Raw genomic sequence first — 26,096 nt, 5'->3', positions numbered from 1 at the left:
AAATATGACAACAACATCAGCAGTTAAGACGTATTTAAATTATATTGATGGTACATGGACAAATTCCTGTTCAGACAAAACCTATGGTAGTATCAACCCGGCAAATAAACATGAAATCGTAGGATATATTCAAGTATCATCCCAAAAAGACCTGGATGGAGCTGTTAAAGCAGCCAAGAATGCGAAAAAAGCATGGCGGAAATTGTCTGGAGCAGCTAGGGGAGAATTTCTTTACAAAGTGGCAGACATCATGGAAAAGAGAATTGAAGATATTTCTCAAACGATGACAAGAGAAATGGGGAAAACCTTACCTGAGGCAAAGGGGGAAACTGCCCGCGGGGTGGCCATTTTACGCTATTACGCAGGAGAGGGAATGCGCAAAATCGGGGATCTGATCCCTTCAACCGACAGTGAAGCGTTAATGTTTACTACAAGAGCTCCATTAGGAGTAGTAGGCGTTATTACCCCATGGAATTTTCCAGTTGCCATTCCTATTTGGAAAATGGCCCCTGCACTTATTTATGGCAATACGGTAGTCTTAAAACCAGCTCAAGAAACTTCGGTTACTGCCGTAAAAGTCATCGAATGCTTTCATGATGCTGGGTTACCAAAAGGAGTTGTAAATCTCGTAACGGGTTCAGGAAGCGTCATCGGTCAAGGCCTGATACATCACAAAGATATTAATGGAATTACGTTTACTGGCTCTGACCAAGTTGGAAAGAAAGTCGGAGAAGGAGCATTTGCTCGAGGAGCTAAATATCAATTAGAAATGGGAGGTAAAAATCCCGTTATTGTAGCTGCTGATGCCGATTTGGATTTAGCTGTAGAAGCAACGATTAGCGGGGGGCTTCGTTCTACCGGTCAAAAATGTACGGCTACAAGTAGAGTCATCGTTTTAAGTGAGGTGTATGATGAGTTTAAGCAAAAATTAATAGAAAAAGTGAAAGAAATTAAAGCCGGAAATGGATTAGAGAATGATACATGGATGGGCCCATGTGCAAGTGAAAGCCAATTGAATTCCGTTTTATCTTATATTGAAAAGGGAATTTCTGAGGGAGCCACACTTCTATATGGTGGAAAAAGATTAACAGATAATGGACTTGATCATGGTTTTTACATCGAGCCAACCGTATTTGAGAATGTTTCTCCAAGTATGACCATTTTCCAGGAAGAGATTTTTGGACCGGTTTTAGCACTGATAAAAGTGGATTCATTAGAAACAGCAGTGGAAGTGGCAAACGATGTAAAATTCGGGTTGAGTGCTTCAATTTTTACTAGGAATATAGGGAATATGCTTTCCTTTATTGAAGACATGGAAGCTGGACTTGTTCGGATCAATGCAGAGAGCGCGGGGGTAGAATTGCAAGCTCCTTTTGGGGGAATGAAACAGTCTAGCTCTCACTCGCGGGAACAAGGGCAGGCAGCAATTGAGTTTTTCACTTCCATAAAAACAGTATTTGTTAAAGCATAAGTGAATTTACAGGTTTAAAAGAACAAAGAGGTGTGGACATGGACGTTGTAAGTATTGGAGAAACAATGATTTTATTTACACCACACACAGATGGTCAAATGAGATATGCTCAAAACTTTTCTACTCGTATCGCAGGTGCAGAAACGAATACATTAATAGGGTTAGCAAAGCTTGGGCACCAAACTGGATGGATTAGCAGGGTGGGGAAGGATGAGTTCGGCTCCTCCCTTTTGTCCACCGTTCGCGGAGAGGGGGTAGATACTTCGCAAGTTATTTTAGATAATCAAGCTCCCACAGGCATTCTTTTTAAAGAAATACAAAATGAAAGTACTATTAGAATCTATTATTATCGTAAATATTCAGCTGCCAGCACTATGAACCCTAAAGATATTAAAGATGACTATCTACTTTCTGCGAAATACCTATATGTAACAGGCATTACACTGGCATTAAGCCCAAGCTGTCGTGATACTGTTTTTTATGCTATACAATTGGCTAAAAAGAATGGATTACGGGTTATTTTTGACCCCAATCTTCGTTTGAAATTATGGGGAGAGGCAGAAGCGAGGAAGACATTACTGGAAATTTCAGCTATGTCTGATGTTGTATTACCAGGTGTCAGTGAAGGTGAGTTTTTATTAGGAACTTCCAATTGTGAAAAGATAGCAGAAGAGTTTCATCAGCTTGGTGTGGATACCGTTATCGTAAAACGAGGTGAAAGAGGGGCTTATTACTCCAATCAACAGGAAAAAGGGTATGTTGAAGGTTTTAAAGTTAATAAAGTAGTAGACCCTGTTGGAGCTGGTGATGGATTTGCTGCAGGCGTTCTTTCAGGGATGTTGGAGCATATGAGTCTTAAAGATTGTGTGAAAAGAGGATGTGCAATTGGTGCCATGGTAACCACCACTAGAGGGGATATCGAAGGGTTGCCTGACCGAGATCTTTTAAATTCATTTATGCAATCATCGAAAAATGATGATGTATTACGCTAGGGGTAGATATGAATGAGTAATTTAAGTAGGAATACTTTAGCAACCATTTTGGAGCACAAAATAGTTGCGATTATGCGCGGTGTAAACCGGAAGGACACACTCCAGATTGTTAACGCACTTCAAAACGGCGGCATCCATGTTATAGAAATTACCTTAAATACACCAAATGCCTTATCCATTATCGAAGAAGTTTCCAATGAATTCGGAGGTAAAGTATTGGTCGGAGCAGGTACCGTTCTAGACCCGGAGTCGGCAAGAGCAGCGATATTAGCTGGCGCTAAATTTATATTGTCTCCAACTGTGAACAAAGAGACTATTAAAATGGCTAAAAGATACGGGGTAGTTAGTATACCAGGTGCCTTTACTCCCACCGAAATTCTAACTGCGTACGAATATGGCGGGGATATCGTAAAGGTTTTCCCTGCAACATTAGGTGAAAAATACATAGCGGATATTCGTGGTCCTCTTTCCCAGATCCCATTACTTCCAACTGGTGGAATAAACTTAGGCAATATTAGAGACTACCTTAAAGCTGGAGCAGTGGGGGTAGGATTAGGAAATTCACTTGTGAACCCAAAAATGGAGATAAATGAACTGTCACTTTCCAAAACAACAGAAGTAGCTAGAGCATATGTTGAAGCTGTAAAAGTAGATTAAACACATACTTTAATCTGTGTTGACACAATCGTTCTGATTTAAAACACAATAGTTGCGTTAATGCGTTGCGATCAGTTTGTTTGGAATGGCTGAGCGGCTTAGAGTGTTACTAGACCAAACTTGTTTTTCTTTGGTAAGAGATAAATTTTCGCATTGCAGCCCAGCTACTTCAAGTGAGAAACCAGATCAAAGAGCCTGCATTTATAGTAAGGGTCCCATTAAAAACCATTTCAAGATAACCGTTTAAATAAAAAACACAGAAAAACTCTCATTGTTCAAAAATGAGAGTTTTTCTATGCTATGTTTTTACATCCATAGTCAGCTAATCTTAGTAATTTTTATTTTTCGAATGGAATCGGGAGTATCTTGATATGCCTTTTGTAATCCGTATGACAATATATTTCCCTTTCCCTGCCATAATGCTTTATTCAATTTATGATTATTTAATGAGTATCATAGATTGGGAGAAAAATACGGACCCAGATTTTTATAAGAATTATTTCATGCCCCCAAAACCTGTCCGTCCGATTGAAGAAATGCAAGAAGAAGGTTATGTAGAAGAATGGATCTGTTACAAAAGCAAAGTAGTATCAGCTAAAAGGCTTACTGTATTCCCAGGACAAACGGTCAATATTTCAGACAAAGCAGCATATGGATTCTATATGCTACAAGGTCACGGTAAGTTTGGAGTATGGGATATTGAAACACCTTCCATGATCCGCTATGGTGAATTAACAAACGATGAATTCTTCGTGACCGCCCCTGCAGCTGAAGCAGGAATCAAAATTACGAACCATTCAAAAACAGAGCCGATTGTACTTCTTAAACACTTTGCAGGTAATAGTGTACTAGAGTAGTTTTTTATACCTTTTCGTGTAGAGTAGACTTCCATGGTCTACTCTATTTTTGTATTAACTGCTAAAGTTAATGCCAGATAGAAAAGTTTTTTAAGACATATTTCCATAGTCATAATCTTTATCAAAAAGAAAAATGGTTATCTCGAAATTCAATGAGTCTTTTTAAAGAATATATTTAGTTAACAACCCGCTTTTAAGAGTCCTCCCTAGAAAAGGAGGACTTTTCATTCATTCAAAGGAAGTAGTGAGTATATGAGATATCAGGAATACCAAACTCTTAAAATAAAGATTAACAGCGGAATAGCGTTTGTTACCAATGATCACCCGCCCATTAATTTATTTGACAGTGTTTTGTTTAATGACCTAAGTAGATTTTATAAAGAGGTGAAAGATGATTATAGTATAAAAGTTATTGCCTTTAACAGTGCAGACCCAGATTTCTTTATCCCTCATTATGACGTTGAAGATATCTTGAAGTTATCCGAACAGCATACAACTGTCCCAAGGAATGGGGCAAAATTAACTTCCTTCAATATTTTATTTGAAAATTATCGAAAACTATCAAAAGTAACAATGGTACGAATAGACGGACGAGTCGGTGGCGGGGGAAATGAGTTTATTCTAGCACTCGATATGAGATTTGCAACCATAGGTAAAGCCTATTTTATACAACCGGAAGTAGGCTTAGGAGTTATTCCTGGTGCGGGAGGGACGCAATATCTCCCAAGACTAATGGGTCGATCTCGTGCACTAGAGGTCATACTAGGATACCAAGATATCGATGCACTAACGGCTGAAAAATATGGAATGGTGAATCGTGCGCTACCAGAGGCCGAAATGGATTTTTTTTTTGAAGAGCTTGCCATTAGAATAGCATCATTCCCTCAAGAAGCCTTACAATTGGCTAAAGAAGCAGTTGATAAGGCAAATACACATATTTTTGATGGACTTCTTGAAGAAAGACAACTTTTTCTTCAATCGGTGATAATCATTCGGCTTCACAGGATAGAATGAGGCGTTTTTTGAAGAAGGGCGGACAAACACGTCAGGTTGAACAAAAAATTGAGGATGTCATTTCTGATTTGTAAAGATATGCGCTTTATTGAATGAATGCCATTTTTATTAATACAACAGGATCTATACTGGGACGTCCGCGTTCAGCAGAGTACATCTCTTGAACAAGAGGATATATAAATGAAAAATCTATAGCAGCTTCCACTTTTCGGACCAAGTGGTTCTCAGGCACCAACTGTTCTAGAGTTACCATTTCTAATTGTTCTCGATTTATCTGAGTATTTTTCGTTAGCATTTTCTTCATCACCTTAAGAATTATTAGTTAATTATACAAAAAAACAGTAGACAAGTCCCCCAAAAAGGGGGATTTGTCTACAGTCTGAAGCTACCATAATGGTAGCTTATTATTATTATTATTTCTTTTGTTTCAATTTCTCCATTTTATGTAAAGTATGCTTTGTTCCCCATTCATGCATTGCTTCTAAAATTGGTTCCAAGCTCTTTCCGTAGTCTGTAATTGAATATTCTACTTTGGGAGGAACTTGGGGGTATACAACACGCAAAATAATATCCTCATCTTCTAATTCACGTAATTGGGTAGTCAACATCTTTTGCGTAATTCCAGGCATACTACGTTTTAATTCACTGAATCTTTGAGTACCCATCTTCAATAAATGCAATAAAATAATTGGTTTCCATTTCCCAACTAAAATACCTAAAGCATCATCCACCCGACATAATTCTGGCTCTTTTTCCATTCTTAATTCCCCTTTAGTATCCTTTTATATACTATACCACTTTAAAGTGCGTACTTCTTAAAAAGATGTTTATAAATCATAATAACAGTGTCAGATAAAAAATAACAACTTTATATAAAGGTAGGTTTAATAATATGGAAAAATATCGAATCGACCAAAGTAAAGGTCTAGAATTTGGTCTTTATACTTTAGGAGATCACATGCCAGATCCTAAAAATGGAGAACGAATTTCAGCTAAGCAACGGATTCACGAAATTATTGAATTGGCTAAGCTGGCTGAACAAGCAGGTATTGACTTTTTTGGTGTAGGAGAAAGTCATCAAGAGTATTTTGCTACTCAGGCACATACTGTTGTTTTATCGGCTATTGCCCAAGCAACAGAAAAAATAAAAATCGGTAGTTCTTCTACAATTATCAGTACATTAGACCCCGTTCGTGTGTATGAAGATTTTGCAACAATTGACTTAATTTCGGATGGACGTACTGAAATCATTGCAGGAAGGGCTTCGCGTATCGGTCTTTTTGAACTACTAGGTTACAATATACGTGACTACGAAGCTTTATTTGAGGAAAAATTTGAATTACTATTAAAATTAAATGAAGAAGAAGTTGTTAATTGGAGTGGTCAGTTCAGAGAACCGTTGAAAAATGGTGAAATTTTACCTAGACCTAAAAATGGTTCACTACCTATTTGGCGTGCAGTGGGAGGTACACCTGCGAGTGCGATAAAGGCTGGTTCTGTTGGAGTTCCAATGACATTAGCAATGCTAGGGGGAGCTTCTAGTTCATTTAAAAGAACAATTGATGTTTATAGAGAAGTTGCAAAAAGTAATGGTTTTGATCCTAACACTTTGCCCGTTGCAACAACTGGTTTCTTTTATGCCGCGAAAACAACTCAGGATGCCTTAAAGGAATATTACCCTCATATTAATCAAGGGGCAATTTTGGCGAATGGTCAAGGTTTTCCGAAACAACTTATGGCACAAGGTACTGATGTTCGTAGCGTGTTGAATGTTGGAAGCCCGCAACAAATTATCGAAAAAATCCTATATCAACATGAACTTTTCGGTCATCAGCGTTATCTTGCTCAAATCGATTTGGGTGGAGTTTCATTTGATAAATTAGCTAAAAACATTGAACTAATAGGTACAGAAATTTTACCTGCTATTAAAAAATATACGGAGAAATATTAGGAGGCGATAAGTTTGAAAATTGTTGGAATTGCAGGTTCAATTGTAGGATCTAAAACCAAAACAGCTATGGATTATTTATCTAAAGAAATTGCTGAAAAATATCCAGAAGCAGAATTGAGTCTTATTGATTTAGCGAATTACAATGTTCAATTCAGTGATGGGCGTAATTATTTGGATTATGAGGGTGATACTGCGTTTGTTACAAAGAAAATCATGGATGCGGATGCTATTGTGATCGGAACACCCATTTTCCAAGCATCAATTCCAGCAACTTTGAAAAATATTTTTGATTTGCTGCCAGTTAATGCATTTCGCGATAAAGTGGTAAGTATACTTGTGACAGCAGGTTCATCGAAGCATTATCTTGTTCCTGAACAACAATTAAAACCTATTATAGGTTATATGAAAGCACAAATTGTTCAGTCATATGTATTTATCGAGGAAAAGGATTTTCATCGAAAAGAAATTATCAATGACGATGTGATATTTCGTATCAATCGTTTAGTTGAAGATACAATAGCATTGACGGAAACATATATCAGCATTCATAAAGCTAAAGAAGAAGAATACGATTTTTAAATGAAAATTGGATAGCAAAAGAGGTACCGACGAAAATTTATGTTCAACTTGATTGTGACTGTGATAAAAAAAGGTTGCTAGGCAACCTTTTTTCTTGTTGAACAAAAGAAGCAAACAACCCTTTCTCTGCTACCGAAAACAAGAGATTGTGAAGCATTGTACTGCGCGAAACGTTTCCTAATAAGTGCCAAAGCACGAAATAGGAGAATTACTAATAAGCAAATACAACTGTTTGATTGAAACTCGGAATGAAAGCCGTCTGAACATATTTTATCCAAAGAAAATATTTAATTAGCCTTTCGAAATATCGAACACAGGTTCAAAAATTGCAGGAACTGATGGCATCACGATTGATAAATATAAGATTGAAAACGCTGATGAATTTATCAAGGATATTCGAAAAACACTAAAGAATTATAAACCTCAAACGGTACGAAGAGTTGAGATACCAAAACCCAATGGCAAGAAACGCCCATTAGGTATTCCGACTATGAGAGATAGACTAATTCAATAGATGTTCAAACAAGTATTAGAGCCAATTTGTGAAGCTAAATTTTATCACCATTCATACGGTTTTAGACCAAATAGGTCGGGATACTAGTCCCCCAGGGAACTAAAGCTTTAATGCACCGGGGGACCAATTTGGTTGTCTCAAGGGTGGTGGCACTCTCCCAGATCGAAAGAGGGTGATGCTGAATGACAGTTTWTGAAACGTTCATGATTGCGATTGCTTTTACTAGCTTAATCGTAGCCATACTGTCATTTAAACAAAAATAATCCACCCTTGAGTTTTAGCGGCTCGGGTGAATTATCTACACTATAGCCGATCCTATTGAGGGAAGCGTCTATCGCTGGACCGGACATGTTACTGCATGTTCGGTCTTTTCTAATATATTCACTTCTTTATTATATTATATCTGATAATAATGTAAGGAAATCGAATATACAAGAGGCTGACTTAAAGCGGTGTCATTCGCCGATCTTATGAGCAGCCTATTTGAAGTTCTTGTATAACTGGCCCGCTTTCAATTAAAAAAGGAAATGTTCTGCCTATTATTGTAAAATGTACTTGACTCGATGTATAGTTTGATTTACATTAAGTATAGTAATTTTTACCAATTGTAAAAATAATCATACATGAAGAGGTGAATCATGACGTATCAAGAAAAGAAAAGTATCGTTTCGATTATGAGTGCAATTCTCATTTTCGTTTTGTATTGTTTGTTCATGTACCCCCGGTATCCGGGTGAGGGGGCGGAGGCGAGTGAGGTTTTTCATTACTGGGGTACCTTTGTCTTGTACCTGACTTTGTTTTCCATCGTCGCACATATCATTATCAGCATTATTTTTAACATTGTCATTCGAATCACGACCAAAGAAAAAGAACCAGGATTTGCGGATGAATTAGATAAGTTAATTGACCTGAAAGCGTTCCGAAATTCATTTTTTGTCTTTGTCATTGGTTTTATTTTGGCCATGGGATCGCTGGTTTTCTATCAACCGTCACATGTGATGTTCATTATTCTGATTTCTTCAGGTTTCATTTCAGATGTCATCGGCTCGGTTACAAGACTTTATCACTATCGGAGAGGAGTGTGAAAAATGGCTAAAAATCTTGTCGGCAATCACATCCGAAAATTACGATTCAATCATGATGAAATGACACAGCAGCAGTTGGCTGACAAGGTGGGAGTAACCAGACAAACGATTGTGGCTCTTGAAAAAGGAAATTACTCTCCATCTTTAGAACTGGCTTTTCGCATCGCTCATGCCTTTAACCTACCGTTGGAAGAGGTCTTCTTTTACGGGGATAACAAGAACGATTAAGCTGCTTTACCGTCTTTGAATTTATATAAGTGAGGGGATTAATGATGAATTCAAAAAAATCAGCAAAAATTGTAGGAGTACTGTTTTTACTCGCAGCTGTTACAGCTGTGATAGGATTAAATTTATACGATCCAATCTTAAAAGGTCCCGATTACCTTATTACAGGCTCCAAACACGCCAACCAAGTGATTGCAGGAGCATTAATGGAATTAATGCTTGTTGTTTCAGCAGTTGGAACTGCAACTACCATGTTTCCATTATTAAGGCAGTATAATGAAACAATCGCTCTTTGGCATGTTTGCTTCAGGTTTCTTGAAGCGATCATTATAACAGTTGGTGTCATTAGTGTCTTATCCCTTTTAACCTTAAGTCAGGAATTTGTCGCAGCAGCAGCCCCAGATCCTTCATCCTTTCACTCTTCAGGTATTATCTTAAAGGCCATCCACGACTGGACATTTATGCTAGGTCCACTTTTCATGCTCGGTATTAATACGGTGATGTATAGTTATATCTTTTATAAAACCAGGCTTGTGCCCCGATTCATTTCAATCCTGGGTATGACAGGAGCTGCTTCTGTTTTCGTTTGTTCTTTGTTCGTCATGTTTGGTGTATTTCCTCAAATTTCTTTTTGGGGTGCTATTTTGGCTGTACCAGTAGCAGCCAATGAAATGATTTTAGCAGTATGGCTTATTGTTAAAGGGTTTAATGAAAATGCGATTGCAACTATCTCTACCAAAAGGAAAGGGGAAGCGGCCATATGAGAGCCATGATTTGCACAGGTTATGGTTCACCGGATGTTTTCCAACTCCAAGAGGTAGATACGCCAATCCCCAAAGATCATGAAGTCCGGATTAAAATACATGCTGCTTCAGTAGGACCATCGGACTGTACGTTTCGAAAAGGCTCCCCAATCGTTAAGCTTGTTTACGGTCTGAAAAGGCCAAGAAACGCTATATTTGGTACGGAGCTGTCCGGCGAAATTGATGCCGTGGGCAATAAAGTAACAAGGTATAATGTAGGCGATCAAGTATTTGGGTTAAGTGCAAAGACGTTTGGTGCCCAAGCAGAATACAAATGTCTGCACGAAGATACACCCCTGGCAATCAAACCTGCAGCCATGTCCTATGAAGAAGCGGTCGCCGTCTGTGATGGTGCACCTACCGCATTGACGTTCCTTCGCGATAAAGCAAAGCTTCAGCGCGGACAACGTATTCTGATTAATGGTGCATCTGGAGCGGTGGGGATTTATGCCGTACAGATTGCGAAATACTTGGGCTCCGAAGTCACAGGAGTCTGCAGCACCGCCAATGTGGAGCTGGTAAAGTCGCACGGAGCCGATCAGGTAATTGACTATACCCAGGAGGATTTTACACAAAACGGTCAGATCTATGACGTCATTTTCGATGCTGTAGGTAAACGCACCTTTTCACAATGTAAAGGGTCGCTCACCCAAAGTGGCGTCTACCTTTCCACGGTACTTTCTTTCTCCGTTTTATTAGACATGTTACTGACTGCAGCGCTTGGTAATAAGAGAGCCATTTTTGTTACTGCGGGACTTATGCAGAACCAAGCAAATATGATCTTCCTTTCAGAACTTTATGAGTCTGGAAAGATTAAAACGGTCATCGATCGACGATATCCATTAGAACAGCTTGCCGAAGCTCACCGTTACGTGGAAAAGGGTCACAAAAAAGGAAATGTTGTCATCACTTTAGAGTAAGATAGAAGCAAATAAGCTAGTTCCAATGATTTGATCTTCTTTCAAATTGCTAATATACCATTTTAATGCACCGGGGGACTGACCCCGATTTTAAAATGACAAACGTTTTGACATAGCGATTGGTATTTTATCGCTAAAACTAGGATGAACACCACATCCCATTGGAAAACCGGAGAAGAAGGTCTTCATAAAGGTGATGAAGACCATTTCACTTTGAAAAACCAGAGAGAAAGGTCTTCATAAAAGCGATGAAGACCATTCCCTTTGAAAAATCAGAGAAAAAGGTCTTCATAGCAAATGCCATTTGTTTTCACCAACCTGAATTGCTTAGCAATTAGAAAACTCTTAACAATTACCCCTAAATCGACATTGAAATTGACAAGTAATTTGGCAATATTTATTAATTGTACAAGAATTATTGTACATCATAAAAATGATGTGAATTGTTATAATCGGAGATATCGAGATTACGTGACACGGGGACGGTTCTTGTGCTTCCTTCGTTATAGTTAAAATACTATGATGCCCGCAAAGTTGTATAATGTTTATATCAATTTTGTATAGAAAGTTAGCATTTTCTAAGAATAGGAGGTATCAAAGCTGGTGATGTACTGTCCTTTTTGCGATGGTCAAGGTATTGTAGTCCATGCTACTGTTAAAAAGTTAAATAGAAACATACATATTTGTGACGAATGCATCCCAATTGTTAGATCGTTATGTCTAACAATTGGGGTGTAGTTCATTCAAGATTAGCTCCTCTTTGCAACCCATTGTTTAAAACTGAAATGTGATAGAAGGTATTGGGTTTTCATTCTAGTTTTTTATATTCCTTATTAATTTTTTCAACCGTGTGATCCATGTTTTCTCCCCAGTGGTCGTTTACCGTTTTGAAAATGACCTTGCCATCCTGGTCAATCATTCCATAACCTCTATAGGCCACATCACCATTTTTCATTCCCATCAAATCAATTAATTCTAAATCAGGGTCTGATACAAAGGTAAGGCTTTTACCATACATTCTTTCTAATTCTTTATATAATTGAAGTTGTTCTTCTGGTGTATCTTTACTAATAACGTACATTTCAGCATCAATGCCTTCAAACCTTCCGAGATTTTCATGCAACTCAACTAGTTGCTGGTGGCAGAGACTTCAGGTATAGGTCGTGATAAAAAAGAAGATCGTTGGCTTGTCTTGTGGAAATGTTACTTCCTGCTGGTCCTGAGTTAATAATGTAATCGGCTCACTAATAGTCTTTTGTCCACACGCTGATAAAACTAGAACAGCTATAAGGAACAAAACGATGATTCTTGGGTTCATATATTACTCCTCACTATGTTTTTTAGCTGATAAGTTCCACTACCATTGTAGTGAAAACCTAAACGTGTATCAATATAATTGCATTAAGATTTCATAAAAGCTAAATATCACCATCCAGATTCTTCATCTTGTTCTTATTTGCTATCTTCAGCGATGGATGCAGTTGCTGTTTAAAGTCATACATTATCAACTCCCTTATTGAGTTCTCCGTTAGCTGATTTATCAATATACTCCCTACACGATAGAAATTGAGAGATGATTGCTTAATTATTTTCTACTCGGGAAGGAAAAGTAGTTCTTAATAGAGAACGTTTAACTGAATAAAATTTAGTAAGGGGAGAGAGAGTTATGAAAATAAGAAAAGGTTTAGTAAGCGCACTGATGATTAGTTCGCTCGTTGTATCAATACCATTTACCGCTTCAGCAAAGAATATCAAAAAGGAACAGTTTGATTATGTCGCTCTAGGTGATTCCCTCGCTGCAGGTCAAACACCATACAAAGAGGATCGGGATGGTTATGTTGACTATCTAGCAAGCCGTTTTGAGCAATCTCAATACCAAGTTGAACTTGATAATTATGGTGTTTCGGGGTATAGGACTACACATATTGTAAATGAGCTCTTCAATCCCATTAATCCGAAGTATGCTAGTCTTCGAGAATCTATTGCTGATGCGGAGTTGGTCACAATCGATATTGGAGCAAATGATTTACTCGCAGAGTTACCTAGAATCCAAGCAAATCCAGCATTGGCTCCAGCGGTATTAAAAGGTATAGGAGAAAACGTTTTTGCGATTTTAAGTGAAATTGATAAAATCAATCCTGATACTAAGGTATATGTAATGGGCTACTATAATCCATTTCCACATTTACCAGTAGAACAACAAGCAGCCCTATTGCCACTACTAGATGCTTTCAATCAAACGATACAAAGTGTAGCTAGTATGAATGGTGATATCTTCGTTCCAACCGCTAAAGTGATTGAWAAACATGAGAAAGAATACCTTCCGAACCCAGCTGACATTCACTTGGACGTAGAAGGATATCAAGTGGTTGCTAAAGAGTTCTGGAAAGCGATTCAAAAAAATAAGTAGGATTCATAGATTTATAGTTTCGCACAAAGGATCATCCTGTAATTGGATCATTCCTTTGTGCTTTTTACATTCCTATTTTTATAATATAGGCGAAATGTAAATGGTATTTCTAATTTAAAAAGTCCGGTCCGGTTCCAGTGTATTCCTTTTTCAAAACCGTTACTCGTTTTCGCCCTATCAATCGTCATAGCATGATAGAATAGGCACGGAAACCCAAATCGTAAGAAAATCTTAAGAATTGCATTCAGTGATTGTTAATATTTGATTGATATCATTTCCTTAGAGCTAATAATAAAGGAGTGATAGAAATGTTACCACCATATATAGGAGTGAACTGTTATGAATATTTTGGTTTGTGATGATGACAAAGCCATCGTAGATGCGATCGGAATTTATTTAGAGAATGAAGGCTACACCATATTCAAAGCTTTCAATGGACTAGAAGCGATTGAGGGAGTCAAAGATCATGAGGTTCATCTGATTATTATGGACATTATGATGCCGAAGATGGATGGGATCAGAGCGACGATGGAAATTAGGAAACGAAATAATATTCCTTTAATTATGCTTTCTGCTAAATCTGAAGATCATGACAAAATATTAGGGTTAAATTTAGGTGCAGATGACTATATTACCAAGCCTTTTAACCCGTTGGAGTTGATTGCAAGGGTAAAATCTCAGCTGAGAAGATATACAACCTTTGGCAGCCTTGAAACGAAAACCAATATATATCAGACTGGGGGACTTTTGATTGACGATGAAAGTAGAACCGTCACCGTTGATGGTGAAGAGGTCCATCTTACACCCGTTCAATATAAGATAGTCAAGCTTTTGACAGCAAATGCCGGAAAAGTATTCACCATTGAGGATATTTATGAAAAGGTATGGAACGAACCATCCTTTAACCCGGAAAATACCGTAACCGTTCATATTAGAAAAATCAGAGAAAAAATAGAAATAAATCCGAAAGAACCAAAATATTTGAAGGTGGTGTGGGGAGTTGGATATAAAATGGAAAAAATATAGCCATTCCATCATAACGAAAACTATTGTTTTTATCATTGCCATCCTATGTTTTACAGGAATGGTTCAAGCAATTGTTAAAGTTGAGATTGTCAATGATGGAGATTTTGGCCGTGTAACCGAGAAAGGTTACATAGAAAGCCGGGCCTATATACAGGAAAGTGAGAAGCTGATTAGTGACCTCACTAGACTAGTAGGGGAATATAAAAATGAAGAATACATTTTAAGCGGCGAAACCATTGGTACGGATGAATGGAAAAGGGTAGAAGAAAACGTATACTACTCAGAATATCAATATTCTAGAAGTTATGACCCTGAGTTAGGAAGAGAAAAGAATTTCGAAAAGTTTAAAGAAGAATTTGCCGACAAACTTACTGAAACGAAAGAACAGATGATCAAGGAAGATATGAGGGAGTTTCATCAGCTCATGCAAAAYCTCGAAGAATATGAGCCATTGTTCTATGCCAGTGATGGTGTCAATGTGTTTGCAAACAGTTCGATGAGTACCAAAGAACAATTTGAAACCTACCCAGCCTATATGACTTTTGAAGAATACAAGAAAGAGCTTTACCCAAAAGAAACAGTAGAAAATGAATATTTATATCGAATTACAGCAAAGTTAGATGGAATAGATATGGAAAACACGGTTGTGTTTGTCGCGTTTTCAGAACCATTTCTCAATCAAAAAGCGGAAGAGTGGAAAAAAGGCAAAGCAATTGCTACAACAAACTTATATCGTTTATTAGGATTTTTGGCAGGATTTATTCTTTCATTTATTTATCTGGTGCTCGTAGTTGGAAGACAGACTTTTAACGATCAAGAGCTACACTTCCGCCCGGTAGAAAAACTATATAATGACATCAATATCGTTCTATGTATTTTTCTTTGGATTGTCTTAGTGGATGAAGTATTTAAAAATATGGTTGGGATGTTTACGATCATCACCATTCCTATTGCCGTACTTGAATTAATGCTGATTCTGTTACTTGTGAAGCATATAAAAAATAGAACACTTTACAAACATTCATTGATCTATACAGTAATCTCCAAAATAGTGAAATTTATTGGAGATGTATACAAAAGTGGAAATCTTGCCGTAAAGACCGTATTACTGGTAATTGGCTACCCGCTATTGGTGGCTGCAACGTTTTTCATGTTCCCGGTTACGATTGGGCTAGCAGCTTGGTTTGCTTATAGAAAGGTCAAGACCTTCCAGAACATCCAACATGGTATAGAAGTCATTAAGGAAGGAAATCTTCATCATCGCATTGAAGTCGCAGGAAATGGAGAATTCGCAAGACTTTCTAGTAACATCAATAGCATTACCGATGGGCTGAAAAAAGCAGTGGATAGTGAACTCAAAAGTGAGCGGTTAAAAACGGAGCTTATTACGAATGTCTCACACGATATTCGAAATCCTCTAACTTCCATTATCACGTACGTCGATCTATTAAAAAATGAAAAGGACTCAACAAAAGCAGACGGATATATCGAAGTGCTTGATCAAAAAGCACAAAGGCTCAAACTATTAACGGAAGATTTATTTGAAGCATCAAAGGCATCAAGCGGAAATATTCCCGTTAACGTGGAGAAAATTGATATCGTGTCTTTACTTACCCAGGGTCTTGGGGAATTGAATGACAAAATAGAAACAATGGGTCTTGATATGAAGGTGAGTCATCCTCCGGAAAAGGTGTATGTGACAGCCGATGGGAAATTATTGTGGCGATCGATCGAGAATGTTTTATCCAATATCTTTAAATATGCACTCGAACGCTCTAGAGTTTATATCGATATCGAGGAAGTTGACAATGAAATCCGAATCAGTTTCAAAAATATCTCGGCCTATGAGCTAAACATCTCTGCAGACGAATTAATGGAGCGATTTAAACGAGGCGATGAATCCAGAACCAGTCAAGGCAGCGGGTTAGGTCTTTCCATTGCAAAAAACCTTATTGAAATTCAAAAAGGCAAATTTACCATTCACGTGGACGGAGATTTATTTAAGGCGATCATCTATTTACCTAAACATAAAACTGAAAATGAGTGATTGCTGTGTTGGCAACAAAAAATAGGATGTCAAAGGATGTCCTATTTTTTTTTGTGCAAAATGAACGGAACTACCTATCTACTTTGCTCTTACAAATTGCCGAATTTTTGTTGAACAAGGGCCAGATCAAATACTTAAACCTCGCCAAATTGCGGCGAGGTTTTGCCTTTTTAATAAGGATTTTCCCTCCCTCTAAGAAAGATAAATTTGCTTATTAATTAAATGAATTGCCTAATCCTAAATCCTTACATATTAATGGACCTATTGGAAATAAATGTCAAAACCATAACACTTGAGAGGTTGTATGGATTTTKAGTGATCTATTAATAGCCCGCTCCTTATTTGGAACGACGATGGCCATATTATTTTTGCAACAATCGGAGTCGGCTTACCGCTAATGATTTTAGCGGCAAAGCTTCTCTATCAAAAAACAAAAGACCTGGACTATGTGGTAATGGCGAAGCGCTGGACAAAGGCATTCGCCGTGTTACTGGGTGTTGGTATCCCTACGGGTACTATTGCGGGAGTTCAGTTATCGTTATTGTGGCCTGGTTTTATGGAAGTGATTGGTCGTGTCATGCCACTTCCTTTCCAAATTGAAATCTACGCTTTTTTTATTGAGGCTTTGTTTATGTCAATCTATGTCTATGCAGCTGAAAGAATTGCCCCTTGGATGCGAATCGTCAGCTTAGTCCTGGTCGCGATTGGAGCACTATCCTCAGCCGTATTAATTACAAACGTCCATGCCTTTCAAGGTACACCAGCTGGATTCCGTTATGAGGATGGAAATTTCTTGATATTGACCCTTGGGCTGCTTTTTTTAACCCAAGCTTCTTTGTCACAGCGGGACATGTGGCATTGTCCGCCTATGTAGTGGGAGCTTTTGTCGTCGCTTCTGTTGTCTCCGTTAATCTAGAACAAACCATTCTATACCATACTGATCCAGCTCTTGTTGGAACAAGGGCAAATAAGAATAGTATCGAAAACGCATTCAAATGATGAAATTGTTGGATAACAAGGTTAAGATGGCCAATCTGGAGCCGTAACTGGTGGAAGAACGCATCGGCAGAATGCAAACATTAATCGTTTGTACAAAGTGTAAAAAAGCTAAGGTTAAGTTTGTTGAAATTAAGGATTCAAATAAGGCTAGCAAAATACATAACGCATAAAACACCATGCTCCTCCTGGTACCCGACAAAAGTGCCAGGCACCATCCATTTAATTGGTGCCTGGAACGGTTTTCCTTTTTTTAGATAAAGCTCAAGAGAGTTATGAACATATGTTCTAATGTTTTTGTGTGATTATAATATAATGTAAAGTAATAAAAATACAAAGTGACGGGTAAAGTTTATGTATTAGTTTTTTAACTTAATTCTTGTTTTCAAGCAGCGCAGCCAGGAATGCAAGAACAAGCCCTTGCCCCCATCCCTGTACCCTTTTTTTAGGAATCAGCTTGTAATCTTCAGCTGTATACATTACTGCCGTACCAGAAGAAACATTTCTAACTGAACCGTCTTCATCAATGTTTGATAATATTCCCTCATATGCTTTTGCTATATATTTCTGATGCAATGGATGTGCGTTTACGGTCAATGCAGCAGCAATACCGGCTGTAGCCGAAGTTTCAAGGTATGAGCTTTCATCGTTTAAGATGGTATGCCACATATTATCTGGAGACTGTAATCTGACCAGTGCACTCAATTGATCTCTTAAAGCATCGCCAATCTGCATCCACATAGGCATAAAGGGGTTGAGCATTCTGAATGCCTTTGCCATTGTATAAGCCGCCCATGCATTTGCCCTTGCCCAGTAAATTCCAGATAAATGATCCTTTCTAGTATTATCCCATGCGTGATAGAACAAATTTGTCTTATTGTCCTGCAAGTACTCCTCATGCCAATAGAACTGCTTCAATGCATCATCAATATATTCCTTGTTATCAAGCTTAAATCCGATTCGAAGCAGGAAGTAAGCTGCCATGAACAATGTATCTGCCCATGCCTGTTCTGGGAAATCATTCTTCGATGAAACCGTATGCTGGAACACTCCATCCTCGAAACGGATCGCATCCTTTCGAAGATACTCAGCCTTCATCACTGCAAGATCAAGGTATTTTGAATCCCCTGTAGCTTCATGCAGTGTCAGCAATGTATGTCCCATAGCACAAGCATTAACCATCAATGGGGGAAGCCCTATTTCAAGATATTCGTCTACCCAGTTGACCAAGAAGTCAATATATTCCTGGTTTCCGGTTACTTCCCAGGCTTTTCCGATACCATAAAAAGCCACCCCACATGACCAGCCCCATGTAAAATCCATATTCATTGTTCTTCGGACTAAGCAGTCAATGATTTCCTTTACTTCGTTTTCATCATATTCAAACCTTTGCATTGCCATCTTCCTCTCTATATACGTTTTTATGTAACCGTTCGACTTTGAACCAGATACAAATCCAGGTCTAACTAGTTATAACCGTGTCGCTCTATTTGCATCTAAGTCAAATTATATCGCCTCAATCAGTGTGAAAACCATGCTAAATAGGCTTTCATTTATGGTATAATGTCAGTATTTATCGAAGGAGGGATGGCGTGAGAACTTATTATTTTAATCCGGAAAAGCCGGACCGCGAGAATTCGGAGTTGCACTTACTTTACTGGGGAAGGGAAGAGTGTGCGCCGGGACATGCCGTTGGCCCGATGGTTCGGGACGTCTACAAAATTCATTTTATCCACAATGGCTACGGCATCGTCCAAGTAGGAAAAAATACCTTTTCCCTTGAAGCTGGGCAAGCCTTTCTTATTTACCCGGATGTTTTGACCTTTTATAAGGCGGACATGCAGAAACCCTGGGTGTATTCGTGGTTGGCCTTCTGCGGTGAGCAGGTCGAACAGATATTGGCGCGTACACGGCTTATCCCAGAGCAACCGGTGTTTCCTATGGACATTAGGTTCATGCCCGATATGTATAATCAATTAACGTTGGTTTCCGGACAAGAAACTGGCTCCGACCTAATGATCAAAGCGCTTATGTATGAATTTTTATCCGTTCTCACAGATACTGTTCCGCTTTCTACTCCTGCAAGTTTAAGCACAAAGAGACATAATGCCTATATTGTGCAAGGTATGGAATTTATTCATGCTCACTTTCATGAACAGGTATCCATAGAACAACTTGCTACGTTTATTCGACTGGACCGCAAATATTTCTCCACCATCTTCAAGGAATCAGTTGGTTTGACTCCGCAGCAATACCTACTGAAATATCGGATGAATAAGGCTTGTGAACTACTTAGTAAAGGGCAGTATACCGTTGGAGAAGTGGCTCGGTCTGTGGGCTATTCCGACGCCCTATTATTTTCAAGAATGTTTAAAAAAATAAAAGGAATTGCTCCGAAGCATTATCGCCAACAGATAATTCATTCAGACATAAATCCATAAACCACATCCTTACTGATATAGGCTTGACCCGCCAAACCCCTTAAAATGGATTTAATTCACAAGGGAGGTTTTCATAAGATGGTCTACAGAGCAAGCACAAAACGGTATGATAGGATGGTTTATCGCCGCTGTGGTTCGAGCGGACTGAAGCTGCCGGCGGTTTCTCTCGGACTTTGGCATAACTTCGGAGGCAATGATTCGTTTGAAAATGGAAGAGCTTTAATTCGAACAGCCTTCGACTTGGGCATCACTCATTTTGATCTGGCAAATAATTATGGTCCACCGGAGGGTTCGGCGGAAGAAATGCTCGGCAGGATGCTTCAAACTGATTTGGCACCCTACCGGGATGAGCTGATCGTCTCGACTAAGGCCGGTTACTATATGTGGCCAGGTCCTTATGGGGAATGGGGCTCTCGCAAAAGTCTAATCGCAAGCATTGACCAAAGCCTGAAACGGATGAAGTTGGACTATGTGGATATTTTTTATCATCATCGCCCGGACCCCAACACCCCACTGGAAGAGACGATGGGAGCACTCGATCAGATTGTCCGACAGGGCAAAGCTCTCTATGTTGGTATTTCTAACTACAAACCGGAAGAAACTCGGGAAGCCGCGCGTATTTTGAAGAGGTTGGGGACCCCTTGTCTGATACACCAACCAAGATACTCGATGCTGACCCGGGACATTGAAAGCRGTCTTCTGGATGTGCTGGGAGAAGAGGAGATCGGTTCAATCGTATTCTCGCCACTAGAAAAAGGGATTTTGACGGATCGCTACCTTAAGGGAATTTCTGCGGATTCGCGTGCGGCGGGGCCAAGCTCGTTCCTGAGACCTGAGGATATTAGCGAAGAGCGAATGGACAAGGTGAGGCGTCTGACCGAGCTAGCTGAACGGCGCGGGCAAAAACTCTCGCAGATGGCGTTAGCTTGGGTATTGCGGGGAGAACGGGTGACCTCCGCTTTAATCGGAGCGAGCAAGGTCTCCCAAATCGAAGACGCGGTCGGTGCGTTACATACCTTAGCTTTTACCAAGGAAGAACTGGCGGCAATTGACGACATACTTATGTAAATTTGGTCATTATTGAACATATAGAATGCGATACAATCCGGCAAATCTACTAATAGCTGTCTGTAAAAGAATGAGAAAAGGGGTGTTTTTATGCAAAATTTAATAACCTACACGGATTCTGTTACAGGATATGAGATACGTCAATATACTCAAGGTCCTGAACGCAATACTAAACTGTATTTCACTACAGAGAATTTTACTACCGATGACCGTTTTTTCTTCTTCAACAAGCAGATTCCTACAGGATTAAAGAATGAGGTCTACCAAGGAAATGGAGAGCTTTACAAAGCGGAGGTTGAAACTGGCGAGCTGAAACTGGTGGCAGGCAGTGAATACAGTGGCTTTGCGATGGACAGGTTTGAAAACTACGGGGTCATGACAAAGGGGAATATCGTTTGCCGCTATGAATGCGACAGCGATAAGATTATTGATCTGGGTGCGCTCCCTGCTGGCGGTCATATTACGGGTCATTTAACTACTAGCAAAAGCGGAATGATCGTTTGTAGTTATAAACAAAAAAACTGCATTTCTGCCTTGGTCACACTTGATCCTCAAACAGGAAAAAGTGAAGTAGTTTATCAGAGTGATTATCATTTGGGACATGCACAGGTTTGTCCCACCGATGAAAATACGATTTTCTTTATTCATGAAACAGGTGGCGACGCATTGCAGCGGATGTGGCTATTCGATGTCACCACTTCTACCGCACGGCCGTACTATGTCGAATCCGAGGGGGATTGGATTACCCATGAGGTTTGGACTGCTGACGGTGATAACATTGTGTTCATGAAGTTGCCATCATATTTAATGATGGGGACAAAAGACGGTCATAATTTTCGCATCATTACTAAGGGAGAGCAGCTGCTCCACCCTGGAGTTACATATGACTCGAAATGGTTTTGCGCTGACCGTATCGGCTACCTTGGAGTAGAAAGCCCTAATCTGGTTTATCTTGTAAATGGTGAAACAGGGAACTCCCTCATTCTCGCCAGCACTGATACACCAAGAAGTGGTGCGGATCATCTTCATCCTTCTTTCAACCGTAAGGGCGATAAAATCTTGTTTAACCGTCCGTTTAATAACGGCAGTACACAGGTTTGCCTTATTGATTTAAATCAGGTTGAAAGRCCCTAGCTTCAATGCCCATTCCAATATTAGGTAAAAGGGGGCTGTCTCAAAGTCCTGCTTCTACCTGGTGGCAAATGATGTATATATAGGGTTTGCTGAAGCGTAAAGACATGTAGGCTATATCTTAAAGAAGACCGACAGAAATGTCGGTCTTCTTGTTGTGGTAAGGACACTATAAAGACTGTAGATGCCAGTCTATGCCAGAATGTTCGAAGTGTTTAAGAAGCACTAGATTGCACCTTCATACTTATCGTCTTCTGACGCCATTTCCCTTGGCGCCATCTCCAAAGCATGAGTACACCCCTTAACCATTCATCAACAATAAATGCAATCCATATTCCAACGAGTCCGAATTCAAAATGTATTCCAAGGAAATAAGCTAACGGAACACTAACTCCCCACATCGAGAGAATCCCTATGAAAACAGGGAAATTCACATCTCCCGCTGCACGTAAAGAGGTGATAACGACCGCATTAAACGAACGGCCTGGTTCAACTAAGGCTGTCAATAACAGAAGGATACTCCCTGTTGCAATGATATTTTCATTGGTTGTAAAAAGAGTTAAGATTGGCTTGCTAAATAGATAAAGAATTAACCCAACTACACTTGTTATGCCAATGGCAATTAAGAGACTATGAACACAGCGTTTATATGCAGCATCAAATTGCTTCGCACCGATTTGATGTCCAATGATAATTTGGTTGCCTTGACCGATGGAGATTGAAAAAAGCAGCACAAACATCCCAATGTTTTGAGCATAAACCTTCGTCGTTATTGCTTCCGTACCAAGCATCACAATAAATGATGTGATAACAAGCTGTGATCCATTAAATGAAAGGTGTTCCCCCGCTGAAGGAACTCCAATTTCAAGTAACTTTTTCAGCTCTATATGTGGGAATTTCTTAAATACATACGAGAAGGGTAGTGTAGGTCTAATTCTTTTATATAAAATGATGACGATGATGGCTAATCCAATGAATCTACTAAGTATAGTGGAAATCGCTACTCCTGTTACACCAAGCACCGGAAGGCCAAACATCCCAAAGATAAAAAGATAATTACCAACGATATTAATAGCATTCATTGCAAGTGTGACGTACATAGCATCTCTCGTGAAACGATAACTACGTAAAATGGCTACCATCGTCATAATACCTGACTGTAAAAAAATACAACCGCCAACAATCTGCAAATAAAGTGTCGCTTCTGAATTAAGATTGCTAGAAACACCCATCATGTAAATAATGTCCGAAGCAAAAAAGACAATTGCTACCCCAATAACTAGCCCCACCAGTATATTTGAAACAATGGAAACAACCGCTATTTGACTTGCTTCTTTGAATGAATTTGCCCCGAGACTCCTAGAAACAAGTACACTCGTTCCAGTAGCTATGAAGCCAAACAACACACCAATTAACATTAATACTTGATTTGAAACACCAACAGCTGCAACAGCATCATCTGAATACTGACTAAGCATAAGTGTATCAGCGTTACCCATCAATAAATGTAACATAGTTTCAATAAAAATGGGCCATGTGATTGCAAAGAGAGTGAGCTTTTGAACTGGATATTCTTTCGTCTTCATGTTGAGCTCACCCTTCTATTCTCAATGATTTTTATAAGTAATTCCTCCTCAGAAGCTTTTATCATCCCTTACCTCTATAGTAAAACTTTTACAACGATACTTCTCTTGGGAGCCGCATCGTTTTTGAACCATGCTACGCCTTCATAGTCGTACATGTTCAGTTCGTTATTCCAGCATGATGGAACATACATAGAGTGGGAAGCTTGTGGAAAACGCTCATACCACTTCTCTTTAACTCCCACATTGGAAGGGTCTTTTAGAAGTTCCACGGACCGTTTAATAACTATGTAGTCCGATATATTATGCTCTTGAAATGTCCTTAACAACTGTATCTCCCCTCAAATCAAAGACCTTTATAGCTATCTTGGTGCTTATTTGATAGTATAGATAGTAACATATGGTCATCTGTTTCTGAATGCAAAAAAACTCAAATAACTTGTAAAAATCAATCTTTTTATTACATAGAATACTAAAGGGGAGATACAGGTTTGGAAATCCGTAAATATAATTTGAATCACCTTGGGGTACATATTCATTTTGTTCTTGATAAATTAACATATCCTGGCTGGGAAGACATTCGAAATCTGGTGAATGTTCATAGTTTGTATTGGATTCATGAGGGTGAGGGGACATTCGTGACTAATACTGAGCACAAGGTACAGGCTGGTATGATGACTTATTTAAGACCAGGTCTAGAGATGTCAATGCGCTCAGAACCACATGCTCCACTCCGTATGACCATGATACTTTTCGATTGTGCAGAGCTAATTTACGATGCAGTATGGAAAGATATAATTCCCATAGATCAACTGCGGCTTCCTTTCCTGAGTCGATACACTACCAAACAGTCGGAGGAACTGGGCCAATTATGCAGGGAGATACATAATGAGTGGGCACCGGGAATTGCCGATGGTGCTTCCATGTCTCAAGCTAAATTACAAATTCTTCTGCACAAGCTTCATCAAATTGAGCAACCTGATTGGAGCATAACTGAATCAGGCGCACTCTCCGCCTTCGAGCATGTTAAAAAACGTCTAGAAAACGGATATATGGAAAACCTGCGAATTGAATTGCTTGCTGAGGAATACAGCATTTCAGCATCATACCTTCGGAAGCTGTTCTTCAAATATACTGGTATGGGACCAAAAGAATATCTTATTCACTTACGTAACGAACAGGCATGCCGCTATCTAATATTTACGGATTATCCTATTAAGGAAATCGCTAAGCTATGTGGATTTTACGAAGAATACCACTTCAGCAAGATGTTCAAAAAGGTAAATGGTGTTTCACCTAGGATCTACCGAAGTATGGAGAGGAGCGAAGAGTAGATCTCCCAGAAGGAAATCTCCCTTTCGTGAATTATTACTTCTTTCGTCCATAACTTGTTGTTAATACTTCTCAAACATCTTTATATGAGAAAAGCACAGGGAGAACCGTCCCTGTGCTTTTCTCCCTTGCCTACGAGGATGCATAAATTAAATGATCGAGCTAGCTTGGAATGTGGTATCTTGGGGGAATATGCGAGTATAAAAAACGTACCTCCTGAGCTGACTTCTCGTGATTAGCAGTGAAAATGGTTAGGCGAGGTGTTCTATTCCCTTCACTTAAGAAAAACCGTCCCCGTGTTTTCTATATCCTCGGTTTATAGACAGGATTTGATTGTTTATTTCTGATAAATTCAAGTAATTGTTCAGCCATGTAAGTGGAGCTGTATTTAAATCCTCCATTGATCCATTCGATTATTATTCCTAGAATGGCGTAGGCTTGATAGCTGGCATTTAATTCTACGTTGATATTGGGATGACTGATTTCATTTTTAAAATCATTTAAAACAACGTCTTTTACTATTCCGCAAAAACGATGTTGAAAACCAGCCAATGTATTGGTTCGAACCATGAGAGAATAAAACTCTGCAAATCTTTTAACGTGGTCGAAAATTTTGATTGCCGTAGAAGTAAGTTTCGTAAGCTCAAACACCTCCATGTTTTTATAGGGCTCGCGAAAGGAATCGATCAAGTCTAGTATTACCTCATCGGTTATTTCCTCTAGTATATCCTCTGTCGTTTGATAATGTTTATAGAAGGTACCTCTATTTATATCTGCCATTCGTACGATATCTGTAACGGTAATGTCTCTAAATTCTTTCTCGGTCATCAATGATAACAACGCAGCCTTCATGGCTTTCTTCGATCGAATAATTCTCCTGTCCATAAATTCATTTTTAATAGACATAACACACCCCCATTGTTCAATAAAAAGGATTTACTGCTCACTCGTTGGTAATGGTGTTTCTTAATAGACATATTGCCGTTGCTCTGCT

At 39.0% G+C, this 26,096-nt stretch carries 24 protein-coding genes and 4 pseudogenes; 20 read left to right on the top strand and 8 right to left on the bottom strand.

All coding sequences use genetic code 11. The features are described from left to right. Positions 1-4: 4 nt before the first annotated feature. The 5 genes from gucD to BTR25_RS07725 all read left to right on the top strand — a co-directional run bounded on the left by gucD (position 5) and on the right by BTR25_RS07725 (position 4,991). Positions 5-1,471 carry an alpha-ketoglutaric semialdehyde dehydrogenase GucD gene (gucD, locus tag BTR25_RS07745; RefSeq protein ID WP_075687490.1) on the top strand — a complete coding sequence of 489 codons (1,467 nt, stop codon included), beginning with the start codon at positions 5-7 and terminating at the stop codon, positions 1,469-1,471. A gap of 38 nt (positions 1,472-1,509) precedes the next feature. Further along, complete coding sequence (locus BTR25_RS07740) at positions 1,510-2,463, top strand: sugar kinase (RefSeq protein WP_075687489.1); 954 nt, start codon at positions 1,510-1,512, stop codon at positions 2,461-2,463. 12 nt (positions 2,464-2,475) lie between these two features. Continuing rightward, positions 2,476-3,120 carry a bifunctional 4-hydroxy-2-oxoglutarate aldolase/2-dehydro-3-deoxy-phosphogluconate aldolase gene (locus tag BTR25_RS07735; RefSeq protein WP_075687488.1) on the top strand — a complete coding sequence of 215 codons (645 nt, stop codon included), beginning with the start codon at positions 2,476-2,478 and terminating at the stop codon, positions 3,118-3,120. Positions 3,121-3,491: 371 nt separating this feature from the next. Beyond that, positions 3,492-3,977 (top strand): hypothetical protein, encoded by a 486-nt coding sequence (locus BTR25_RS07730; RefSeq protein ID WP_075687487.1) that lies wholly within the window; start codon positions 3,492-3,494, stop codon positions 3,975-3,977. A 252-nt stretch (positions 3,978-4,229) separates the two neighbouring features. Continuing rightward, positions 4,230-4,991 carry an enoyl-CoA hydratase/isomerase family protein gene (locus tag BTR25_RS07725; protein WP_083652278.1) on the top strand — a complete coding sequence of 254 codons (762 nt, stop codon included), beginning with the start codon at positions 4,230-4,232 and terminating at the stop codon, positions 4,989-4,991. An 88-nt stretch (positions 4,992-5,079) separates the two neighbouring features. Here BTR25_RS07725 and BTR25_RS07720 read toward each other — a convergent pair. Together BTR25_RS07720 and BTR25_RS07715 are read right to left on the bottom strand one after the other, a co-directional pair. Continuing rightward, positions 5,080-5,286, bottom strand: a pseudogene (locus BTR25_RS07720) (transposase); the annotation flags it as partial. A gap of 118 nt (positions 5,287-5,404) precedes the next feature. Further along, positions 5,405-5,749, bottom strand: a complete 345-nt coding sequence (locus BTR25_RS07715; protein ID WP_075687486.1) for a winged helix-turn-helix transcriptional regulator — start codon at positions 5,747-5,749, stop codon at positions 5,405-5,407. Between the two features lie 134 nt (positions 5,750-5,883). Here BTR25_RS07715 and BTR25_RS07710 point away from each other — a divergent pair, with 134 nt between their 5' ends. From BTR25_RS07710 to BTR25_RS07680, 7 genes and pseudogenes are all read left to right on the top strand, one after another. After that, positions 5,884-6,942: an LLM class flavin-dependent oxidoreductase gene (locus BTR25_RS07710; protein WP_075687485.1), complete on the top strand. Its 1,059-nt coding sequence runs from the start codon at positions 5,884-5,886 to the stop codon at positions 6,940-6,942. Between the two features lie 12 nt (positions 6,943-6,954). Next, positions 6,955-7,521, top strand: coding sequence for an NADPH-dependent FMN reductase (locus BTR25_RS07705; protein WP_075687484.1), 567 nt, complete (start codon positions 6,955-6,957; stop codon positions 7,519-7,521). Between the two features lie 307 nt (positions 7,522-7,828). Beyond that, positions 7,829-8,113 (top strand): annotated as a pseudogene (locus tag BTR25_RS28395) (group II intron reverse transcriptase/maturase); the annotation flags it as partial. A 560-nt stretch (positions 8,114-8,673) separates the two neighbouring features. Beyond that, positions 8,674-9,120, top strand: a complete 447-nt coding sequence (locus BTR25_RS07695; RefSeq protein ID WP_075687483.1) for a hypothetical protein — start codon at positions 8,674-8,676, stop codon at positions 9,118-9,120. Positions 9,121-9,123: 3 nt separating this feature from the next. Continuing rightward, the gene (locus BTR25_RS07690; RefSeq protein ID WP_075687482.1) at positions 9,124-9,348 is read left to right on the top strand and encodes a helix-turn-helix transcriptional regulator; all 225 of its coding nucleotides are present in this window, start codon (positions 9,124-9,126) and stop codon (positions 9,346-9,348) included. A 41-nt stretch (positions 9,349-9,389) separates the two neighbouring features. After that, positions 9,390-10,109 (top strand): DUF4386 domain-containing protein, encoded by a 720-nt coding sequence (locus tag BTR25_RS07685; RefSeq protein ID WP_075687481.1) that lies wholly within the window; start codon positions 9,390-9,392, stop codon positions 10,107-10,109. Further along, positions 10,106-11,068: an NAD(P)-dependent alcohol dehydrogenase gene (locus BTR25_RS07680; RefSeq protein ID WP_075687480.1), complete on the top strand. Its 963-nt coding sequence runs from the start codon at positions 10,106-10,108 to the stop codon at positions 11,066-11,068. The genes BTR25_RS07685 and BTR25_RS07680 overlap by 4 nt, the downstream gene beginning before the upstream one ends. A gap of 808 nt (positions 11,069-11,876) precedes the next feature. On the opposite strand, the pseudogene BTR25_RS07675 reads toward BTR25_RS07680, so the two are convergent. Both BTR25_RS07675 and BTR25_RS27455 read right to left on the bottom strand, forming a co-directional pair. Beyond that, a pseudogene (locus tag BTR25_RS07675) lies at positions 11,877-12,200 on the bottom strand (redoxin domain-containing protein); the annotation flags it as partial. An 18-nt stretch (positions 12,201-12,218) separates the two neighbouring features. After that, complete coding sequence (locus BTR25_RS27455) at positions 12,219-12,386, bottom strand: lipoprotein (RefSeq protein WP_175596720.1); 168 nt, start codon at positions 12,384-12,386, stop codon at positions 12,219-12,221. A gap of 348 nt (positions 12,387-12,734) precedes the next feature. Here BTR25_RS27455 and BTR25_RS07670 point away from each other — a divergent pair, with 348 nt between their 5' ends. The 4 genes and pseudogenes from BTR25_RS07670 to BTR25_RS07655 all read left to right on the top strand — a co-directional run. Next, positions 12,735-13,478: an SGNH/GDSL hydrolase family protein gene (locus BTR25_RS07670; protein ID WP_075687478.1), complete on the top strand. Its 744-nt coding sequence runs from the start codon at positions 12,735-12,737 to the stop codon at positions 13,476-13,478. Between the two features lie 339 nt (positions 13,479-13,817). Then, entirely contained in the window at positions 13,818-14,504 is a 687-nt protein-coding gene (locus BTR25_RS07665) for a response regulator transcription factor (protein ID WP_075687477.1), read from the top strand. Then, entirely contained in the window at positions 14,479-16,551 is a 2,073-nt protein-coding gene (locus BTR25_RS07660) for a HAMP domain-containing sensor histidine kinase (RefSeq protein WP_075687476.1), read from the top strand. The genes BTR25_RS07665 and BTR25_RS07660 overlap by 26 nt, the downstream gene beginning before the upstream one ends. 308 nt (positions 16,552-16,859) lie before the next feature. Then, positions 16,860-17,466: pseudogene (locus BTR25_RS07655) on the top strand (cytochrome ubiquinol oxidase subunit I); the annotation flags it as partial. Positions 17,467-17,919: 453 nt separating this feature from the next. Here BTR25_RS07655 and BTR25_RS07645 read toward each other — a convergent pair. Further along, entirely contained in the window at positions 17,920-18,942 is a 1,023-nt protein-coding gene (locus tag BTR25_RS07645; protein WP_075687474.1) for a glycoside hydrolase family 88/105 protein, read from the bottom strand. Between the two features lie 197 nt (positions 18,943-19,139). Between BTR25_RS07645 and BTR25_RS07640 the strand changes: the two genes are divergently transcribed. The 3 genes from BTR25_RS07640 (at position 19,140) to BTR25_RS07630 (ending at position 22,190) form a co-directional block, all read left to right on the top strand. Then, positions 19,140-19,988 (top strand): AraC family transcriptional regulator, encoded by an 849-nt coding sequence (locus tag BTR25_RS07640; RefSeq protein WP_075687473.1) that lies wholly within the window; start codon positions 19,140-19,142, stop codon positions 19,986-19,988. 78 nt (positions 19,989-20,066) lie between these two features. Next, entirely contained in the window at positions 20,067-21,056 is a 990-nt protein-coding gene (locus tag BTR25_RS07635; protein WP_075687472.1) for an aldo/keto reductase, read from the top strand. Between the two features lie 90 nt (positions 21,057-21,146). After that, positions 21,147-22,190 (top strand): oligogalacturonate lyase family protein, encoded by a 1,044-nt coding sequence (locus tag BTR25_RS07630; RefSeq protein ID WP_075687471.1) that lies wholly within the window; start codon positions 21,147-21,149, stop codon positions 22,188-22,190. Between the two features lie 212 nt (positions 22,191-22,402). Here the strand turns inward: BTR25_RS07630 and BTR25_RS07625 are convergent, their stop codons facing one another. Further along, positions 22,403-23,773, bottom strand: a complete 1,371-nt coding sequence (locus tag BTR25_RS07625; RefSeq protein ID WP_075687470.1) for an MATE family efflux transporter — start codon at positions 23,771-23,773, stop codon at positions 22,403-22,405. 74 nt (positions 23,774-23,847) lie between these two features. Further along, positions 23,848-24,099 carry a hypothetical protein gene (locus BTR25_RS07620; protein ID WP_075687469.1) on the bottom strand — a complete coding sequence of 84 codons (252 nt, stop codon included), beginning with the start codon at positions 24,097-24,099 and terminating at the stop codon, positions 23,848-23,850. Positions 24,100-24,261: 162 nt separating this feature from the next. Here BTR25_RS07620 and BTR25_RS07615 point away from each other — a divergent pair, with 162 nt between their 5' ends. Next, entirely contained in the window at positions 24,262-25,104 is an 843-nt protein-coding gene (locus BTR25_RS07615; protein WP_083652277.1) for a helix-turn-helix transcriptional regulator, read from the top strand. Positions 25,105-25,405: 301 nt separating this feature from the next. On the opposite strand, the gene BTR25_RS07610 is transcribed toward BTR25_RS07615, so the two are convergent. After that, on the bottom strand, positions 25,406-26,008 hold the full coding sequence (locus tag BTR25_RS07610) for a TetR/AcrR family transcriptional regulator (protein WP_075687468.1): 603 nt from the start codon (positions 26,006-26,008) through the stop codon (positions 25,406-25,408). Between the last annotated feature and the right edge of the window lie 88 nt (positions 26,009-26,096).

The organism is Bacillus sp. MRMR6, from assembly GCF_001940785.1.
Lineage (GTDB): Bacteria > Bacillota > Bacilli > Bacillales > Cytobacillaceae > Neobacillus.
This window is presented reverse-complemented; position numbering and strand designations above follow the sequence as displayed.

Bases quoted from the DNA above. Each gene is read 5' to 3' on its own strand.
- gucD (WP_075687490.1), top strand. From the start codon at position 5: ATGACAACAACATCAGCAGTTAAGACGTATTTAAATTATATTGATGGT.
- BTR25_RS07740 (WP_075687489.1), top strand. From the start codon at position 1,510: ATGGACGTTGTAAGTATTGGAGAAACAATGATTTTATTTACACCACAC.
- BTR25_RS07735 (WP_075687488.1), top strand. From the start codon at position 2,476: ATGAGTAATTTAAGTAGGAATACTTTAGCAACCATTTTGGAGCACAAA.
- BTR25_RS07730 (WP_075687487.1), top strand. From the start codon at position 3,492: ATGCCTTTTGTAATCCGTATGACAATATATTTCCCTTTCCCTGCCATA.
- BTR25_RS07725 (WP_083652278.1), top strand. From the start codon at position 4,230: ATGAGATATCAGGAATACCAAACTCTTAAAATAAAGATTAACAGCGGA.
- BTR25_RS07715 (WP_075687486.1), bottom strand. From the start codon at position 5,749: ATGGAAAAAGAGCCAGAATTATGTCGGGTGGATGATGCTTTAGGTATT.
- BTR25_RS07710 (WP_075687485.1), top strand. From the start codon at position 5,884: ATGGAAAAATATCGAATCGACCAAAGTAAAGGTCTAGAATTTGGTCTT.
- BTR25_RS07695 (WP_075687483.1), top strand. From the start codon at position 8,674: ATGACGTATCAAGAAAAGAAAAGTATCGTTTCGATTATGAGTGCAATT.
- BTR25_RS07690 (WP_075687482.1), top strand. From the start codon at position 9,124: ATGGCTAAAAATCTTGTCGGCAATCACATCCGAAAATTACGATTCAAT.
- BTR25_RS07685 (WP_075687481.1), top strand. From the start codon at position 9,390: ATGATGAATTCAAAAAAATCAGCAAAAATTGTAGGAGTACTGTTTTTA.
- BTR25_RS07680 (WP_075687480.1), top strand. From the start codon at position 10,106: ATGAGAGCCATGATTTGCACAGGTTATGGTTCACCGGATGTTTTCCAA.
- BTR25_RS27455 (WP_175596720.1), bottom strand. From the start codon at position 12,386: ATGAACCCAAGAATCATCGTTTTGTTCCTTATAGCTGTTCTAGTTTTA.
- BTR25_RS07665 (WP_075687477.1), top strand. From the start codon at position 13,818: ATGAATATTTTGGTTTGTGATGATGACAAAGCCATCGTAGATGCGATC.
- BTR25_RS07645 (WP_075687474.1), bottom strand. From the start codon at position 18,942: ATGCAAAGGTTTGAATATGATGAAAACGAAGTAAAGGAAATCATTGAC.
- BTR25_RS07625 (WP_075687470.1), bottom strand. From the start codon at position 23,773: ATGAAGACGAAAGAATATCCAGTTCAAAAGCTCACTCTCTTTGCAATC.
- BTR25_RS07610 (WP_075687468.1), bottom strand. From the start codon at position 26,008: ATGTCTATTAAAAATGAATTTATGGACAGGAGAATTATTCGATCGAAG.